Source organism: Microbacterium galbinum (assembly GCF_023101185.1).
GTDB classification, from domain to species: Bacteria; Actinomycetota; Actinomycetes; order Actinomycetales; family Microbacteriaceae; genus Microbacterium; species Microbacterium galbinum.
On sequence record NZ_CP078077.1, the window covers coordinates 1,084,464 to 1,100,472 of the forward strand.

Annotated in this window: 14 protein-coding genes; 2 read left to right on the forward strand and 12 right to left on the reverse strand. The window is 71.0% G+C overall.

Features of this window, described 5'->3' with window-relative positions:
• Positions 1 to 25 precede the first annotated feature (25 nt).
• From KV396_RS05360 to KV396_RS05375, 4 genes are read right to left on the reverse strand one after another with little or no spacing between them, the layout of a single operon-like run.
• Positions 26 to 856, reverse strand: a complete 831-nt coding sequence (locus KV396_RS05360; protein WP_247957101.1) for an FAS1-like dehydratase domain-containing protein — start codon at positions 854 to 856, stop codon at positions 26 to 28.
• Positions 853 to 2,082, reverse strand: a complete 1,230-nt coding sequence (locus KV396_RS05365; protein ID WP_247957102.1) for a CaiB/BaiF CoA transferase family protein — start codon at positions 2,080 to 2,082, stop codon at positions 853 to 855. The genes KV396_RS05360 and KV396_RS05365 overlap by 4 nt, the downstream gene beginning before the upstream one ends.
• The gene (locus tag KV396_RS05370; RefSeq protein WP_247957103.1) at positions 2,079 to 3,062 is read right to left on the reverse strand and encodes a hydroxymethylglutaryl-CoA lyase; all 984 of its coding nucleotides are present in this window, start codon (positions 3,060 to 3,062) and stop codon (positions 2,079 to 2,081) included. The genes KV396_RS05365 and KV396_RS05370 overlap by 4 nt, the downstream gene beginning before the upstream one ends.
• Positions 3,059 to 4,339 (reverse strand): hydroxymethylglutaryl-CoA reductase, degradative, encoded by a 1,281-nt coding sequence (locus KV396_RS05375; RefSeq protein ID WP_247957104.1) that lies wholly within the window; start codon positions 4,337 to 4,339, stop codon positions 3,059 to 3,061. Before KV396_RS05375 ends, KV396_RS05370 begins: the two co-directional genes overlap by 4 nt.
• A gap of 212 nt (positions 4,340 to 4,551) precedes the next feature.
• Between KV396_RS05375 and KV396_RS05380 the strand changes: the two genes are divergently transcribed.
• Complete coding sequence (locus KV396_RS05380) at positions 4,552 to 5,412, forward strand: alpha/beta fold hydrolase (protein WP_247957105.1); 861 nt, start codon at positions 4,552 to 4,554, stop codon at positions 5,410 to 5,412.
• Between the two features lie 28 nt (positions 5,413 to 5,440).
• The gene (locus KV396_RS05385; protein ID WP_247633615.1) at positions 5,441 to 7,408 is read left to right on the forward strand and encodes a helix-turn-helix domain-containing protein; all 1,968 of its coding nucleotides are present in this window, start codon (positions 5,441 to 5,443) and stop codon (positions 7,406 to 7,408) included.
• Between the two features lie 574 nt (positions 7,409 to 7,982).
• On the opposite strand, the gene KV396_RS05390 is transcribed toward KV396_RS05385, so the two are convergent.
• The 8 genes from KV396_RS05390 to KV396_RS05425 form a co-directional block, all read right to left on the reverse strand.
• Entirely contained in the window at positions 7,983 to 8,408 is a 426-nt protein-coding gene (locus KV396_RS05390; RefSeq protein ID WP_247957106.1) for a cupin domain-containing protein, read from the reverse strand.
• 24 nt (positions 8,409 to 8,432) lie between these two features.
• Positions 8,433 to 9,236 (reverse strand): ATP-binding cassette domain-containing protein, encoded by an 804-nt coding sequence (locus KV396_RS05395; RefSeq protein ID WP_247957107.1) that lies wholly within the window; start codon positions 9,234 to 9,236, stop codon positions 8,433 to 8,435.
• Positions 9,233 to 10,102, reverse strand: a complete 870-nt coding sequence (locus KV396_RS05400) for an ABC transporter ATP-binding protein (protein WP_247624270.1) — start codon at positions 10,100 to 10,102, stop codon at positions 9,233 to 9,235. Before KV396_RS05400 ends, KV396_RS05395 begins: the two co-directional genes overlap by 4 nt.
• Positions 10,103 to 10,195: 93 nt before the next feature.
• Positions 10,196 to 11,770, reverse strand: a complete 1,575-nt coding sequence (locus tag KV396_RS05405; RefSeq protein WP_247957108.1) for an ABC transporter substrate-binding protein — start codon at positions 11,768 to 11,770, stop codon at positions 10,196 to 10,198.
• A gap of 4 nt (positions 11,771 to 11,774) precedes the next feature.
• Positions 11,775 to 12,725: an ABC transporter permease gene (locus KV396_RS05410; RefSeq protein ID WP_247633611.1), complete on the reverse strand. Its 951-nt coding sequence runs from the start codon at positions 12,723 to 12,725 to the stop codon at positions 11,775 to 11,777.
• Positions 12,722 to 13,672, reverse strand: a complete 951-nt coding sequence (locus KV396_RS05415; RefSeq protein WP_247624267.1) for an ABC transporter permease — start codon at positions 13,670 to 13,672, stop codon at positions 12,722 to 12,724. The genes KV396_RS05410 and KV396_RS05415 overlap by 4 nt, the downstream gene beginning before the upstream one ends.
• Before the next feature lie 228 nt (positions 13,673 to 13,900).
• Positions 13,901 to 15,028 (reverse strand): N-methyl-L-tryptophan oxidase, encoded by a 1,128-nt coding sequence (gene solA / locus KV396_RS05420; protein WP_247624266.1) that lies wholly within the window; start codon positions 15,026 to 15,028, stop codon positions 13,901 to 13,903.
• Between the two features lie 336 nt (positions 15,029 to 15,364).
• Entirely contained in the window at positions 15,365 to 15,682 is a 318-nt protein-coding gene (locus tag KV396_RS05425) for a GIY-YIG nuclease family protein (protein WP_247957109.1), read from the reverse strand.
• Positions 15,683 to 16,009: the final 327 nt, after the last annotated feature.

Sequence of the window (16,009 nt, forward strand, 5' to 3'; positions counted from 1 at the left end):
TCCAGGTGGGGGGGTGGGATGGCCGTCAGGCCCAGGTGATGTCGGCGGTGGCCAGCACGACATCGTCGGCGTCGACGGCGGTGACGCGGATGCCGTCGGGCGCGGTGTGTCCGACCAGACGCAGCGGCCGGTCGACGAGCACCGGGGCGATCGCCCGCACGTCGAGACGCGCGGGGACGCGCTCGGGCGTGTGCCGGCGGGCGGCGTCCATCAGCAGGATGCGCGTCAACGGCCCGTGCACGAGCAGGTCGGGCAGGCCCTCGACGTCGCGCGCCCAGGCACGGTCGTAGTGGATGAGGTGCGTGTTGAACGTGAGCGCCGAGAACCGGAACAGTTGGCGGGCGTCGGGCGTGAGCTCCTCGACCCACTCCCCCTCCGCCGCGATCGACGGGTCGGGGCGCGGGGCGCGGGCGGGAGCATCCGGATCCGCCGCCTCGAGGAAGACGTCGTGCCACACGCTGCGCACCGCCACCTCGCCCGCGACCGCGTACTCGCGCACGATGTCGACGAAGGTCAGACGCCCGCGCGAACCGGTCTTGTCGACCACTGAGCCGAGTGACGTGGTCTGCACGACCTCGTCGCCGAGGCGGATCGGTCGGAGGAACTCGGTCGTCTCGCCCGCGTACATGCGGCGGGGCAGATCGATCTCGGGCACGACGCCGTCACGCGCCGGGGTGCCGTCGGGGCGCAGGTCGGCGAGCGGCACCGCGAACGGGAAGAACACGCCCTCCCAGGCGGCGGGCAGCGGGTCGCCCGCGGCGAGCGCCGGATCGGATGCCGCGAACGTGCCGCGGTACGCCTCGACGGTGTCGGCGGTGATGGGCGCGGTGCGCACGACGGGCGCGGGGGTGCTCACGGCAGTGCCCCGGCGGCACGCAGCTCGGCGATGCGGGCGGCGTCGTACCCGGCGAACCGCGCCAGCACCTCGTCGGCGTGCTCGGCGAAGCGGTTGGCGGTGCGGGCGGGGGTCGCAGGGGTCTCCGACAGCTTGATCGGCTGACCGAACATGCGCAGCACGCCCAGGTCGCCGTAGTCGGCCTCGACGATCATGTCGCGCTCGGCCGTGCCGGGGTCGTCGACCACCTCGCCGATCGTCTTCACGGCGGTGAGGGGCACGACGTCGCCCGCGAGGTCCTCGAGCTCCTGCTTGGTGCGGGTCGCGAGCCACCCCGCCACGATCGGCTTGACCCGTCGCTCGTAGACGTCGGTCTCGAACCGCTTGCGCATGGTGTCGATCTCGGGGTCGTCCTTGTGCTCGGGGGTGCCGAACAGGTCGCAGCTCGCGTTCCAGAGCTTGTCGGTGTACGCCCCGAAGAAGACCTGACCGTCGGCGCAGTCGAACAGCTCGTAGGGCCGCACCCAGGCGTGCGCGTTGCCCTGCGGCGACGCGACGTTGCCCGTGACCGTGTAGTCGACCACCGCGGTCTCGGTGAGGGCGACGATGCTGTCGACCTGCGCGACGTCGACGACCTGGCCGACGCCGGTGGCCTCGGCGTGACGCAGCGCGGCGAGCGTGCCGATCACGGCGAACAGGGTCGCCGAGAGGTCGCCGATCGTGACGCCGACGCGCACCGGCGGATGCTCGGCGTAGCCGTTCATCGACCAGATGCCGCCCGCGGCCTGGGCCGTGTTGTCGAAGGCGGGGCGCTTGCTGCGCGACCCCGTGCGGCCGTAGCCGGAGATGGCGGTGTAGACCAGGCGCGGATTGATCTCGCGCAGCACCTCGTAGCCCACACCGAGCTTCTCCATGGTGCCGGGGCGGAAGTTCTCGACGAGCACGTCGGCGCCGCGCACGAGGTCCTTCAGCACCTCCTTGCCCTCGGGGGTCGCGAGGTCGAGACCGACGCCGAGCTTTCCGCGGTTGTACTGGGCGTAGTACGCGCTGAACTCCTCCTCGCCGTCGGTGAGGTACGGCGGGAAGCCGCGCGACACGTCGGGGTCGCGCGGGTTCTCGACCTTGATGACCGTCGCGCCGAGGTCGGCGAGGGTCTGCGAGGCGTAGGGGCCGGCGAGCACGCGCGACAGGTCGATCACGGTGACTCCGGCGAGCGCGCCCGGGGCGGGGAGGGTGGTGTCGATCATGCGGGAGTGACCTCCTGTGCGGGTTCGGGGGTGTCGAGTCCGGCGGCCGCGAACGCGCGGGCCACGTTCGACGCGGGACGCACGGTGCGGATGCGGGAGAGCCAGAGCGTGGTGGCGGCCAGGGCTTCGAGATCGAGTCCGGTCTCGATGCCGAGGCCGTGCAGCATCCACACGAGGTCCTCCGTCGCGAGATTACCGGTCGCGCCCTTGGCGTAGGGGCAACGGCCGAGCCCGCCGACCGACGCGTCGAACTCGGCGACGCCCAGCCGCAGGGCGGCGTGCACGTTCGCGAGAGACTGCCCGTAGGTGTCGTGCAGGTGCAGGGCGATCGCCTCGACGGGGATGCCGGCGTCGAGGGCCTCCTCGATGACCGCGATCGTGTGACCGGGCGTGGCGACGCCGATCGTGTCGCTGATCGCGATCTTCCGGGCACCGGCCTCGTGCAGGGCGCGGGCGGCTTCGGTGACGGCATCCGTGTCGACGCTCCCCTCCCAGGGGTCGCCGAAGGCCATCGAGACATAGCCGCGCACGGGGATGCCCTGCGCGGTCGCCGCGGCGATCACCTCGACCGCGCGGTCGATGGCGCCTGCGCGAGTGGTGTTGAGGTTGGCCTTCGCGAACGACTCGGTGGCGCTGACGACCACCGACACCTCGCGGATGCCGGCGTCGATCGCGCGCTGCAGGCCGCGGAGGTTCGGCACGAGGCCGACGGCGCGGGCGCCCGCGGGCACCTCGAGACCGGAGACGACCTGCTCGGCGTCGGCGAGCTGGGGGATCCAGGTCGGCGGCACGAAGCTCGTGACCTCGAGGTCACGGCTACCGGCCGCGTACAGCCGCCGGCAGAGCTGGATCTTGACGGCGGCGGGGATGATGTCGGTCTCGGCCTGCAGGCCGTCGCGCGGACCCACCTCGAACACGGTGACGCGCGCGGGGAGCCCGTCCTCGCGGATCACCCGGGGCGCCGGGACCGTGACGGTCATGCGCCGGCCCCGCCCCCGCGCAGTTCGGCGAGCACCTCGCGGGCGTACTCCATGCGGATGCGGCGGTCGGCGACGATCCGGGCGGCGACCGCGCCGATCTCGTCGACGTCGGCACCCGCGGATGCCGCGATCGTGCGCGCGTGCAGGGTCATGTGTCCGCGCTGGATGCCCTCGGCGGCGAGCGCCCGGCAGGCGGCGAGGTTCTGGGCGAGTCCGACGGCGGCGATGACGCTCGCGAGCTCGCGCGCGGTCTCGACGCCGAGCAGCTTCACGGACGCCTGCGCGGTGGGGTGCGCGCGGGTGGCACCGCCGACGAGCCCGACGGCGAGGGGCACCTCGAGCGTGCCGACGAGGTTGCCGTCGGCATCCTTCTCGAACTGCGACAGCGCCGTGTATCCGCCGGCTCGGGCGGCGTGCGAGTGGCAGCCCGACTCGACCGCGCGGGTGTCGTTGCCGGTGGCGAGCACGACCGCGGTGATGCCGTTCATGATGCCCTTGTTGTGCGTGGCGGCACGGTAGGGGTCGGCCTCGGCGAACGCGCTCGCGGCGACGATGTCGTCGACGACCTGGGGACCGCCCAGCAGTTCGGCGTCGAACACGGCGCGGGCGCGGGTGAGGCGCAGCTCGGCCTTGTTGGTGAGGATGCGCAGCAGTGTGCGGGTGCCGGCGAGCTCGGCGATGCGCGGGGCGATCGCCTCGGCCATCGTGTTGACCGCGTTCGCGCCCATCGCATCGCGCACGTCGACGTGCAGGTGCACGATGACCTGCACTCCGGCGCGGGTGGGGAGCACGCGCACCGAGATGTCGAACGCCCCGCCGCCGAGCGAGACCAGCATCGGGTCCTGCTGGTTGGCGAGCTCGAGCAGCTCGTCCTTCGCCTCGAGCAGGGCGAAGCGCGCGCCGTGCGGGTCGATCGCGTCGAGCACCTGGATCTGGGCGATCATCACATCGCCCGTGTACGAGGTCGTGAAGCCGCCGTGACCGCGGGCCATGCGGGCGGCGTTCGAGGCGGCGGCGACGACGCTCGGCTCCTCGGTGGCCATCGGGATCAGGCGGTCGCGTCCGTCGATCGTGAAGTTCGTGGCGACGCCGACCGGCACCGCGATGAGACCCACGACGTTCTCGACCATGTGGTCGGCCTGAGCGAGCGAGAGACCGCTGTCGGGGCGCAGCGCCCCCAGAGCATCCGCATCCAGCTCCGCACCCTGCGCGACGAGCGCGAGGCGCTCATCCGGGGTGTGATCGCGGAGTCCGGAGATTCGGCTGTTGATCGACATCGGCCACCTTCCTTCGGGACAGCGACCGGGTCATCGGCGCTGTGGTCAAGGAAGACACTAGGAGCGGGCGGCAGGGGCGACGATGGGTGGAACACTCATCCTCGGGGCCCCGCTGTATGCGGTCGACACATCACCCCGCCTGATCGCGGAACCTAGACTCGCACCATCACCCGGAGCGCGGACCGCGGGTCCCCCGAGCGCGAGGAGTACGCATGCCCTACACCGATTCCGCCGATGTGCGCCTGTACTACGAGGTGTTCGCCGGGGCCGATGCCCCCGCCGACGCCCCCGTGCTCGTGCTCGTCTCGGGCGGCGGCGCCCAGCTGCTCAGCTGGGACGAGGAGTTCATCGGCATCCTCACCACCGGCGGCCTGCGGGTGGTGCGCTTCGACAACCGCGACACCGGACTCTCGCAGCTCTTCGGCGGGGCCGACGACGTGGACGGCGGCTACGACCTCATCGATCTGGCCGAGGACGTGCTGCGCGTGCTCGACGATCTGGGCGTCGAGAAGGCGCACGTCGCCGGGCACTCGATGGGCGGCATGATGGCGCAGATGCTCGCGATCCACCACCCCGAGCGCATTCTCAGCCTCGGGCTGCTGTCGACCATCCCGGGCCAGTCACGCCGCTGGGTCGCGCACGGCGAGCGCCCCGAGCTCGCCGAGGCGCCCGTGCGCGTCACGCGCGAGCAGGCGGTGGCGTTCACGCGCACAGCCCTCGAGGCCGCACCGGTCGGACGCTTCGACCACCAGGTCGAGTGGCACGTGCGCGCGACCGGCGAGGCCTACGACCGCGGCTACTACCCCGAGGGGTTCTCCCGGCAGTGGGCGGCCCTCACGCGCGCGCCCGAGCGCCTCGACGCCCTGCGGTCGGTGACCGCGCCCGCGTTCGTCTTCCACGGCCGCGACGACGACGTGCTGCACTGGGCATCCGCCGTCGACATCGCCGAGGCGATCCCCGGCGCCGAACTGCAGGTGCACCCCGACATGGGGCACCTCATCCCCCACGAGCTGTGGCCCGAACTCGCGGCCGGACTCCTGCGCACCGCTGCGCGCGCCGAGGGTCGCGGCTGAGAGACCTGATTTGAGGGCGACAGCGCTCATGCTCGACACTGAAGTCACGCGCCTGTCGGCGCCGCCCTCCCCCGAAGGGACGAAGATGCCCGAGCACGACGACGCCATCGCCTCGCTCCTCGATGCGGCCCACGACCCCGAACTCGTCGGCCCCACCGGTGTCAGCGACGCCCTCCGCGCGCTCGGGGCCAGCGAAGCGGATGCCGCGCTCCTCGCCGAGCGCGTCGCCCGCATCCAGCGCGAGCTGTCGCGTCTGCGCCGCCGCGAGCACGAGCTCACGGCCCTCTTCTCCAGCGCTCGCGAGCTCGCCGAGCTGCGCGACAGCGACGCCGTGCTCGCCCGCCTCGTGCAGCGCGCCCGCGAGATGATGGGCGTCGACCTGGCCTACCTGTCGGAGTTCGATCCCGACACCTCCGAGCTGCGGGTGCGCGAGACCAGCGGTTCGGTGAGCGCCTCGTTCCAGCAGTTGCGCGTGCCCCCGGGGCGCGGCCTCGCGAGCGTCGTGGTCGAGTCGCGCACCGCGCAGTGGGTCGCCGACTACACCGCCTACACCGAGGACCGCCACGACACCGGCATCGACGACGCCGTCTCGGCCGAGGGCCTGGTGTCGATGCTCGGCGTGCCGATGCTCAGCAGCGACGACGTGCTCGGCGTGCTGTTCGTCGGTAACCGCGAGACGAAGGAGTTCTCCCCCGACGAGGTCGCGCTGCTGTCGGCGCTCGCCGACCACGCCTCGGTCATCCTGCAGACGACGCAGACGCTGCGCGAGCTGCAGCTGTCGGAGGATGCCAGCCGCCGCACCCTCGAGAGCCTCACCGCGCACCTCGTCGAGCGCGACCGCGCCAACACCGTGCACCAGGAGCTCGTGCAGGCGGTGCTCGCCGGAGGCGGGTTCGGCCCGGTGGCCGAGACCCTCGCCTCGGCCCTCGGACGGGCGGTCGCGATCATCGATGCGCAGGAGAACGTGATCGCCGCCGCGGGGCTGCCGCTCGCCCCCGGGATGCTGTCGCTCGACGAGCCCGTGCGCGACGCCCTCGCCGAGAGCCGCCGCAACGGACACTGCGTACCGGTCGCGGGCGCGGGCGTGCGCGCCGTCTCGGCTCTCACCGCCGGCAACCGCCACTTCGGGGCGCTCCTGCTCGGCGACGGGGCCTTCGAACTCGGCGCCGTCGACTTCCGCACCGTCGAGCGTGCGGCCCAGGTCGGGGCGCTGCTCGAGCTGCAGCAGGAGGCGGCATCCGGAGCCGACCACCGCGTGCGCAGCGAACTGATCGCCGACCTGCTCGACGACGTGCCCGAGCGGCGCTCCGACGTCGAGCGGCGTGCGCGGCGCCTCGGCGTCGACCTCGCGACCCTCGACTCCCTGCTGCTGCTGGCGGTGCCGGGCGATCAGCAGACCGCCGCGGCGCGCGCCGTCGTGCGCTCGCTCGACGACCGAGCGCTGGTCGGCGAGTACCGCGGATTCGTGGTCGCCGCCCTCGCGAGCGACCGCGGCCCCGTCGATCCCGAGCGCCTGCGGAGGGAGGTCGCCTCCGCGATCCAGGAGGCGGTGACCGTCGTCGTACCGCCGCCCGCGAAGGGTCCGCTACCCTCGGCGTTCCTCGCGGCGCGGCGCACCGCGCGCCTGCTCGCCGCGCTCGAGCTCGCCGATCTCACCGCGCGCGTCGAAGACTTCCTGCCCTACTCGGCCGTTCTCGACACCGACGCGCAGGGGCTCTCGGCGTTCCTGCGCGACACGATCGGGGCGGTGCGCCAGTACGACGCCGAACGCAACGCCGATCTGCTCGGCACGCTACGGGCGTTCGTGCGCAACAACGCCAGCCCCACCCGCACGGCGCGCGCCCTCAACTTCCACACGAACACGATCCTGCAGCGCCTCGACCGCCTCGACCACGTGCTCGGCGCCGGATGGCGCGACGACGAGCGGATGTTCCGCATCGGCATCGCCGTGCGCCTCGACGAACTGCGCGAGCGCCTGCGGGGCCCCGCCGCGTAACGCGGCTCGTGGCGGGCCCACTGGGTCGCTGAGCCCGTCGAAGCGTCCCCCCACGTGCAACAACGGAGGAGAACTCCGCGTTGGGCGGAAGCATCCGCCGTTCCGATCCTCCCGGACGCGAGAACTCCTCCCGAACGGGTGCCGCGGGGCAGGACCCTTCGACAGGCTCAGGGACCCAGTGCTCGGGGCGCCCTCACCAACGAAGGAGAACACAGCCTCCGCAGGAAGCATCCGCCGTTCCGATCCTGCCCAGGCCGCGAACTCCTCCCGAACGGATGCCGCGAGGCGCCCCCACGCGCGACTCCGGCGGAGAACTCCCCGTCGGGCGGAAGCATCGGCCCGCGAACTCCGCCCGACGACGAGAACTCCGCCCATCACGGATCCCGCGAGCGACCCGTCGTCGACCGGTTCCTGAGCGAGCGCAGCGAGACGAAGGGCCGCCACCCTCACCAACGGAGGAGAACACAGCCTCCGCAGGAAGCATCCGCCGTTCCGATCCTGCCGAACGCGAGAACTCCTCCCGAACGGATGCCGCGGGGTGGGCCCTTCGACAAGCTCAGGGACCCAGCTCCTCCTACCGCTCACCCTCCGCGTCGAAGGCCTCGACCCCGGTCTGCGGGAACGGATGCGGGCCGCGAGGCCCGAACACGAGCACGAGCTCGGCGACGGCATCCGACTCGTTGCGCACCCCGTGCCGCATGCCCTCGGGCGCGTAGAACGCGTCACCCACCCGCAGCACCCGGCGATCGGACCCCGCCGTGATCACGACCTCGCCGCGCGTGACGATGTACATCTCGTCGGAGCTGTTCGGCGAGCAGCTCGTGGGGTCGTCGTCGAGATGATGGTGCTGCCCCTCCTCGGCGCCCGGCTCGAGCCGGTACATCATCACCGAGGTGGGCAGCGACGACGATTGCTGGAAGTACCACTCGATGCCGATCCGGCCTTCGCCGTGGTACAGCTCCCAGTCGTGCTCGTTGTCGCCGCGTCTCTGCACGCGCATGTGCGACCCCTTTCGAAGAGACCCTCAGCTCCGGTACAGCACCGGCATCGATTCGAGGAGCTTCTGGGTGTACGGATGCTGCGGAGCGTTCATGACCTGCTCGCCGGTGCCCTCCTCGACGACCCGCCCCTGGTGCATCACGGCCACCCGATGGGCGATGTGGTGCACGACCGAGAGGTTGTGGGTGATGAAGAGGTAGGTGACGCCGGTGTCCTTCTGCAGCTGCACGAGCAGGTTGAGCACCTGCGCCTGCACCGACACGTCGAGCGCCGAGGTGGGCTCGTCGAGCACCACGAACTCGGGTTCGGCGGCCATGGCCCGCGCGATCGCGATGCGCTGGCGCTGCCCGCCCGAGAACTCGTGCGGGTAGCGTCCGGCGGAATCCATCGGCAGTCCCACGCGGTCGAGCGAGTCGGCGATCCGGCGGCGGCGCTCCTTCTGGCCGATGCCGGCGGCCACGAGCGGCTCGGCGATCGACCGGGCGACCGTGAAGCGCGGGTCGAGGGAGTCGTTGGGGTCCTGGAAGACCATCTGGATACGGCGGCGGTGCGTGCGCAGGGCGCGACCCCGGATGCCGGTGACGTCGGCGCCGTCGAACTCGATCGTGCCGAGCGTGGGCTTGCGCATGAGCAGGATGGCGCGGGCGAGCGTGCTCTTGCCCGACCCGGATTCGCCGACGAGACCGAGCGTCTCGCCGCGGGGCACGCTGAGGCTCACGTCGTCGAGGGCGGTCATGACGTTGTCGCCGTGCCCGAATCGCTGGGTGATGTTCTTCACCTGCAGCACGTCGTCGGGAAGGGCTGCGGGGGTCTGCAGGGCGTCGGTCACGATGCCTCCTCGAGCACGGCGGGAACGCTGTCGAAGTCGTTCACGGCGGGGATGACGGCGAGGGGCGAGCGCACGGGCACCGAGGGCCGCGGGATGCTCTCGAGCAGCGCCCGGGTATACGGATGCCGCGGGTCCTCGAGCACGCGTCGGGCCGAACCGGTCTCGACCACGCGTCCGCGGTACATCACGGCGACCCGCTCGCAGAGCTGGCCGATGACGCCGAGGTCGTGGCTGATGAACAGCACGCCCATGCCGGTCTCGTCGCGGAGGCTCTTGATGAGGTCGAGGATCTGCGCCTGCACGGTCACGTCGAGCGCGGTGGTGGGTTCGTCGGCGACCAGCAGGTCGGGGCCGGCGGCGACGGCGATCGCGATGACGACGCGCTGGCGCTGGCCGCCGGAGAGCTGGTGGGGGTAGTAGTTCAGGCGCTTCTCGGCATCCGGCATCTGCACGAGCCGGAGGATCTCGAGGGCCCGGGCGCGCGCCTGCTTCTTGTCGGCCTTGCCGTGGATCTGCAGCACCTCGGCGATCTGGGCGCCGATGCGCATGCAGGGGTTGAGCGCCGACATCGGCTCCTGGAAGACCATGGATGCCTTCACCCCGCGCACCTGGGCCCAATCGCGCTCGGTGGCGTCGTTCATGTCGGAGCCGGCGACGTCGATGCTCGCGGCGGTGACGCGGGCCGAGTCGGGCAGCAGCCCCATCATGGCGAGCGCGATGCTCGACTTGCCGCTGCCGGACTCGCCGATCACGCCGACGATCTCGCCCTTGCGCACGCGCAGCGAGACGCCGGAGACCGACGGCGGGGCGCTGCCGTAGGCGATGCTGAGGTCTTCGACGCGGAGGGCGTCGGTGGCGTCGGTCATGCGCGACTCGCTTCTGTGATCGATACGGGAGAGAAAGCGGGGAGGGGTGCCCCGGCGCCTCCGGGGGGGGGGAAGAGGCGCCGGGGCGGGGTGTCACTGCGTCAACCAGGCGTGGTCGAGAGCCGAGCGCGCGTAGAACGCGTCGTTCTCGTAGTCGTGCAGCTTGTTGCTGTCCCAGACCTCGAAGTACACCGGCACCGCGGCGGGGACGAACTCGAGCGCCTTGTCGGCCGCCTCGGTCGCGAGTTCCGCCACGAGCTCGTTGTACTCCTCGGGGGTGGCCGCCGACTTCGCCTGCACGAGCAGTTCGCGGGCCTTCTCGGCGTCGGGATTGCCGTCCCAGTGGTTGTAGTAGCCGCCCTCGAGCAGCACCGGCTCGAGGTAGTAGGCCGCCGAGGCGCGCGGGCTGCCCGGGATCGCGACGAGGTCGGTCCAGGACTCGCCGGTGGTGAAGATCGGCGAGATCTCGGCGAGCGGCGTGGCCTTGAGGTTGAGGGTGATCCCCGCCTCGGCCAGCTGCTGCTGCATCATCTCGTAGACCGGGTGGTGCGCCGCGGCGACGTCACCCATGTAGCTGAGGGTGATCTCGGGGTTGGGCTGACCGGCCTCTTCGAGCAGACGCTTCGCCTCATCGACGTCGCGCTCGTGGTACGGGAGCTTCGTGGCGTCGGTGGCGCCGGGGTCTCCGGCGGGCGGCACGAACGAGATGCCGGCGTTGCCGAGCATGGCGGTGTCGACGATCGCCTGTCGGTCGAGCGCGAGCGAGAAGGCGCGGCGCACGTCGACGTCGGCCAGCGGACCCGACTCCGGGTTCACGTAGACGGCGAGGTTCTGACGGAACACGGCCTCACCGAGCGTGAAGCCCGACGATGCGGCCTGCTGCGCGAGGCTGCCGTCGATGAACGACGCGGCCTGCACGCTGCCCTGCTGCACGGCGGCGAGCAGGGTGTTCTCGTCGGGGTACAGCTCGAACACGATCGTGTCGATGTAGGGCTCCTCGCCCCAGTAGTTCTCGTTCTTCTCCATCGTCACCGAGACGCCCTGGTTCCACTCGGTCACCTGGTAGGCGCCCGTGCCGACGCTCGTGGTCTGACGCTCTTCCTCGGTGGCGTTGCCGTAGGCCTCTTCGCTGACGATGAGGAAGGTCTGCCGCGCGGAGACCGCGTCGAGGAACGTGCCGTCCGGGGCGCTGAAGTGGAACGTCACCTCGTAGTCGCCGGTGGCCTCGACGCTGTCCATCAGGCTGAGGTAGGTGGCGTTCGTTCCGCCGTCCTTGCGGGTCTCGAACGAGTAGACGACGTCACCCGCGTCGAACGGGGTGCCGTCGGCGAACGTGACGTCGTCGCGCAGCTGGAACACCCACGTCGTCTCGTCGGTCTGCTCCCACTCGGTGGCGAGGGCCGGCTCGATGGTGCCGTCGTCGTCTCGGGTGAGGAGGGTGTCGTAGGCCATCGAGTAGATGACCTCGGCGGCGATGGCCGAGGCCACCATCGGGTCGATGCCGCCGGCCGAGGGCTCGGCGGGCACGCCCCACGTGAGGGTTCCGCCGGCGACCGGGTCACCGGCATCCTCTCCGCCGGTGCCGGTACCGCCGCCGGACGTGCATCCGGCGATCGCCAGGGTCGCGACGGCGAGTGCCGTCACCCCTGCCCAGTGTCGTCTGTTCATACCTCTACTCCGTTCGGGTGTGCTGCGTGGATGTGGTGGTGCGGTCGGGGTTCGCCGGGCCGCGGCGCTTCGTGCGCCGCCCGAGCGAGAAGGCGGGCTCGCGCCGCGGGGCGAGGTAGTCCTGCATTCCGTCGGCGAGGAGGTTCCACGCGGCGGACAGCAGGATGATCACCAGCGAGGGCAGGATGATCAGCAGCGGCTGCAGCTGCATGAAGCGGGTGAACTCGCTGATCATGCGACCGGCCGAGGGCTCGGGCGCCTGCACGCCCTGGCCGAGGTAGCTCAGCGCCGCCTCGATCAGCACGACCTGCGACGCCACCGAGGCGAACTGCACGAACAGCGGGGTGAGCACGTTGGGCAGCAGGTGCTCGACGATCACGCGCGCCGGGCGCACGCCGCTGAGGGTCGCCGCGAGCACGAAGTCCCGCTCGCGGAGGGCGATCACCGGAGCCCGCATCACCCGGGCGAAACCGGGGGCGAACACGAGTCCGAGGGCGAGGATCAGCGGCCACGGCCCGTTACCGATCACGACGCCGACGACGAGGGCGACGAGGATCGCCGGCAGAGCGAGCACCGCGTCGACGACGCGCATGATGACGGCATCCACCCATCCGCCGACGTACCCGGCCACCAGACCGAAGAAGGTGCCGATCACCGCGCCGAGCAGCGCGGCCGCCCCCGAGATGATGAGGCTGGTGCGGGCGGCGAGCGCGAGGCGGGTGAACGTGTCACGGCCGAGGTTGTCGGTGCCGAGGATGTGGTCGAGGCTCGGCGCGGCGAGCGCGGGGCCCGAGGCGACGAACGGATCGTAGAGCGGCGCGACCGTCATCCAGCCGGCGAGGATCAGGATGACGCCGAGGATGCCGGCGCCGCTCCAGAACGCGGGGCCGAACTTGCGGCGGGCCGGGCGCTTGCCGGCGACCTTGGCGAGGGCGAGTTCTCTTGTGACGGTCATCGCGTGTGCACCCTCACTCGGGGATCGATCAACGGATACAGCAGGTCGACCACGAAGTTGATCACCACGTAGACGACACCGATCAGCAGCACGGTGGCCTGGATGATCGGATAGTCGGAGGAGCGGATGCCGGTCAGCAGCAGCGAGCCCATCCCCGGCAGCGAGAACACCGCCTCGATGACGACGGTGCCGCCGACGAGCGCCGCGAGCTCGATGCCGATGACGGTCGTCACCGGGATGAGCGCGTTGCGCAGCGCGTGCCGGCCGACCAGTCGTCCGGGCGAGGCGCCCTTGGCGCGGGCGGTGCGCACGAAGTCCTGACCGAGGGTGTCGAGCAGGGTGCCGCGCGTGTACCGGGCGACGATCGCGGCGAGCACGATGCCGATCAGCAGGGCGGGCAGGATCAGCACCCCGATCGCCCGCAACGGATCGTTCGCCGCACCCGCGTATCCCACGAGCGGGAGGCGGAGGGTGAGCGAGTTCACCAGGATGAGCACGGTGCCGAGCACGAACGGCGGCGTGGCCAGCAGCACGAAAGACAGACCGCGCACGACGTGGTCGGGCAGGCGGCGCCAGCGGGTCGCGGCCAGCACACCGGCCGGGATGCCGAGCACGGTGCCGAACACGGTCGCCATCACCGCGAGGGTGAGACTGAGCGGCAGGCGCGTCGCGATGAGGGTCGACACCTCGCCCGGCACGGTGATCGCGCGGCCGAAGTCTCCCTGCACGACGCCCAGCAGCCAGGAGAAGTACTGCGTGATCCACGGCTGGTCGAGACCGAGTTCGGCGCGCAGGGCCTCGAGCTTCGCGGGGTCGGGGTTGGCCGGGTCGACGAACGCGGCGAGCGGGTCGCCCGGGATGATCCTCACCATCGAGAACACGATGATCGAGAGGATGAAGAGCACGAACAGCGACGAGAGGATGCGCTGGATGATGTAGCGGGTCACCGTCGTGTCACTCCCCCGTGCTCATCACGCGGTCGCGTGCGCCCGCTGTCGCGTGCGTGCGGGGTCCGAGAACGGAGGGTGTCGTCGATGACATGGCGGTCACGCTACCCAGCGCGCGAGGGCGTCTGTACGGTGCGGCGGCCCAGGGGAACGGTCGCATGATGGGCGAAACCTCCATAGCAGGGGCGGAAGAAGGGCGCGGCGATCGGGATGCCGCGGGCAGGCGGGTCAGACGACCATCGAGTCCGCCGCGGCGAACTCGCTCAGGTCGTCGGTCGACTCGCCGTCCAGGGCGAGCTCGGCGAGCACCCGACCGAGGGCCGGCGTGAACTTGAAGCCGTGACCCGCAGCGAGGCCGACGATGATGTCGGGGTGCTGCGGCAGCGCGCTGAGCACGAATCGGCGGTCCTTGGTGAGCGCGTACTGGCAGGTGACCGTGCGCAGTTCGGGGCCGGATCCGGGGATCACGTCGTGCATGAATCCGGTGAGCTGTTCGATGAGCTCGGGCGAGGGGACGAACGACCGGTTCTCGGGCGTCATCCGGTTCTCCGACACGTCGCGGGCGGCCTTGATGGTCGGCTCGCCGTAGGTTGGGAACCCGTAGTAGCACTCGTCGTCCTCCCAGATCCACACGGGGAAGACCGAGCGGTCGTAGTTCTCGGGCTCGGCGGGGCGGAAGTAGCTGACCTGCTCCTGCATGATGTCGAGCGGGATCGTCGCACCGAGCGGGTCGAGGAGCGTGTTCGTCCAGGCATCCGTCGCGAGGATCACCTTGCCGGCGCGGATGTCGCCGTTCGACGTGTGCACGATCACGCCGTCGCCGTCGGGCGTGAGGCGCTCGACGGCGGTGCGGTCGCGGATGTCGGCGCCGTGCACGCGGGCGCGCATCTGCAGCGTCGCGACCGTGCGGGAGGCATGGGCGATGCCGGTGTCGGCTGTGTAGACCGTCTCGACGTTCTCGGGCACGCGGAACTGCGGCCAGCGCGCCTGCACCTCGGCGGGCGAGAGCAGTTCGTGCGCGACGTCGCACTCGGTGAGAGCGGTGGTGAAATCGGATGCCGAGTACGGGCCGTCGGAGGGGATGAGGATCACGCCGCCGGTGATGGTGAGCAGGCGCTCGCCCGACTCGGCCTCGAGATCGGCCCAGTCGCGGTACGCGGACTGGGCGAGGCGCACATAGGCGGTGGATCCGTACGAGGTCCGCACGATGCGCGAGGTGTCGTGCGAGGCTCCCCGCACGTGACCGAGCTCGTACTGCTCGAGCGCGACCACCTTCGCTCCACGACGGGCCAGGTGGTAGGTGGCGGCGCTGCCAAGCGCTCCCATCCCGACGACTGCGACCTCGAACGACTCCATGATGCTCCGTCTCTTCCGCGGACGGTGCACACCACCGGCCTGTTGTCGTTCAGTGTGGATGCCGCCGCGGGGCCGTTGCTATGGGGCGATGTCCCATGTTGTTCGCACAGGAATGTGCCTTCGATACGCGTCCGACCCCGCAGATGACAGGCGTGAGCAGAAGGTGTTTCCGGCGCGTTTCGGGGGGCCCTTCCGTGCTGACCTACTGGGTCGCTGAGCCTGTCGAAGCGTCCCCCACGAGACGCAGCTCCCTGAGCGGCGGGCCCTTCGACAAGCTCAGGGACCCAAATGCAGAGGCTGGGTCGCTGAGCCGCACTACTGGGTCGCTGAGCCGCACTACTGGGTCGCTGAGCCTGTCGAAGCGTCCCACCCCGAGGAACGGGACAGCCTCGGCAGATCTTCGCCCCGCTGCTCGATGAGCGCGATCTTCTTCGCCCGGCTCCAGCCCTGGATCTGCTTCTCCCGGAAGAACGCGGCGTCCACGGTGTCGAACTTCTCCGCGTAGACGACCACGACGGGTCGGCGGACACGAGTGAAGTTCGCCGCGAGCTCGTCATCGTGGTTGTGCTGCCACACGCGTGCGTCGAGATCGCCGTTCGTGCTTCCGGTGTAGAAGCATCCGTCGTTGCAGCGGAGGATGTACGTCCAGGCCATGGGCAATTGTCGGATGCCGTGAACGGCGCGTTTGCCCGCCTGGGGATAAGTCTCCTCGGGCGGGGCCCTTCGACAAGCTCAGGGACCCAGTCCCTGACCGGGTCACCGAGCCGCACCACCGAGTCACCGAGCCGCACCACCGGGTCACCGAGCCGCACCACCGGGTCACCGAGCCGCACTACCGGGTCGCCGAGCCGCACCACCGGGTCGCTGAGCCTGTCGAAGCGTCCCCCACGAGACGCAGCTCCCCGGGGAGGGGCCCTTCGACAAGCTCAGGGACCCACTCCTCGAAACCGGGCCGCCACCCACGACGAAGCCCCCGCAGAC

What these genes read in the sequence shown, in the direction of transcription:
- KV396_RS05400 (WP_247624270.1), bottom strand. Translation starts at nt 10,102, where the DNA reads ATGACCGACGCCACCGACGCCCTCCGCGTCGAAGACCTCAGCATCGCC.
- KV396_RS05385 (WP_247633615.1), top strand. Translation starts at nt 5,441, where the DNA reads ATGCTCGACACTGAAGTCACGCGCCTGTCGGCGCCGCCCTCCCCCGAA.
- KV396_RS05375 (WP_247957104.1), bottom strand. Translation starts at nt 4,339, where the DNA reads ATGTCGATCAACAGCCGAATCTCCGGACTCCGCGATCACACCCCGGAT.
- KV396_RS05405 (WP_247957108.1), bottom strand. Translation starts at nt 11,770, where the DNA reads ATGAACAGACGACACTGGGCAGGGGTGACGGCACTCGCCGTCGCGACC.
- KV396_RS05390 (WP_247957106.1), bottom strand. Translation starts at nt 8,408, where the DNA reads ATGCGCGTGCAGAGACGCGGCGACAACGAGCACGACTGGGAGCTGTAC.
- KV396_RS05365 (WP_247957102.1), bottom strand. Translation starts at nt 2,082, where the DNA reads ATGATCGACACCACCCTCCCCGCCCCGGGCGCGCTCGCCGGAGTCACC.
- solA (WP_247624266.1), bottom strand. Translation starts at nt 15,028, where the DNA reads ATGGAGTCGTTCGAGGTCGCAGTCGTCGGGATGGGAGCGCTTGGCAGC.
- KV396_RS05410 (WP_247633611.1), bottom strand. Translation starts at nt 12,725, where the DNA reads ATGACCGTCACAAGAGAACTCGCCCTCGCCAAGGTCGCCGGCAAGCGC.
- KV396_RS05425 (WP_247957109.1), bottom strand. Translation starts at nt 15,682, where the DNA reads ATGGCCTGGACGTACATCCTCCGCTGCAACGACGGATGCTTCTACACC.
- KV396_RS05370 (WP_247957103.1), bottom strand. Translation starts at nt 3,062, where the DNA reads ATGACCGTCACGGTCCCGGCGCCCCGGGTGATCCGCGAGGACGGGCTC.
- KV396_RS05380 (WP_247957105.1), top strand. Translation starts at nt 4,552, where the DNA reads ATGCCCTACACCGATTCCGCCGATGTGCGCCTGTACTACGAGGTGTTC.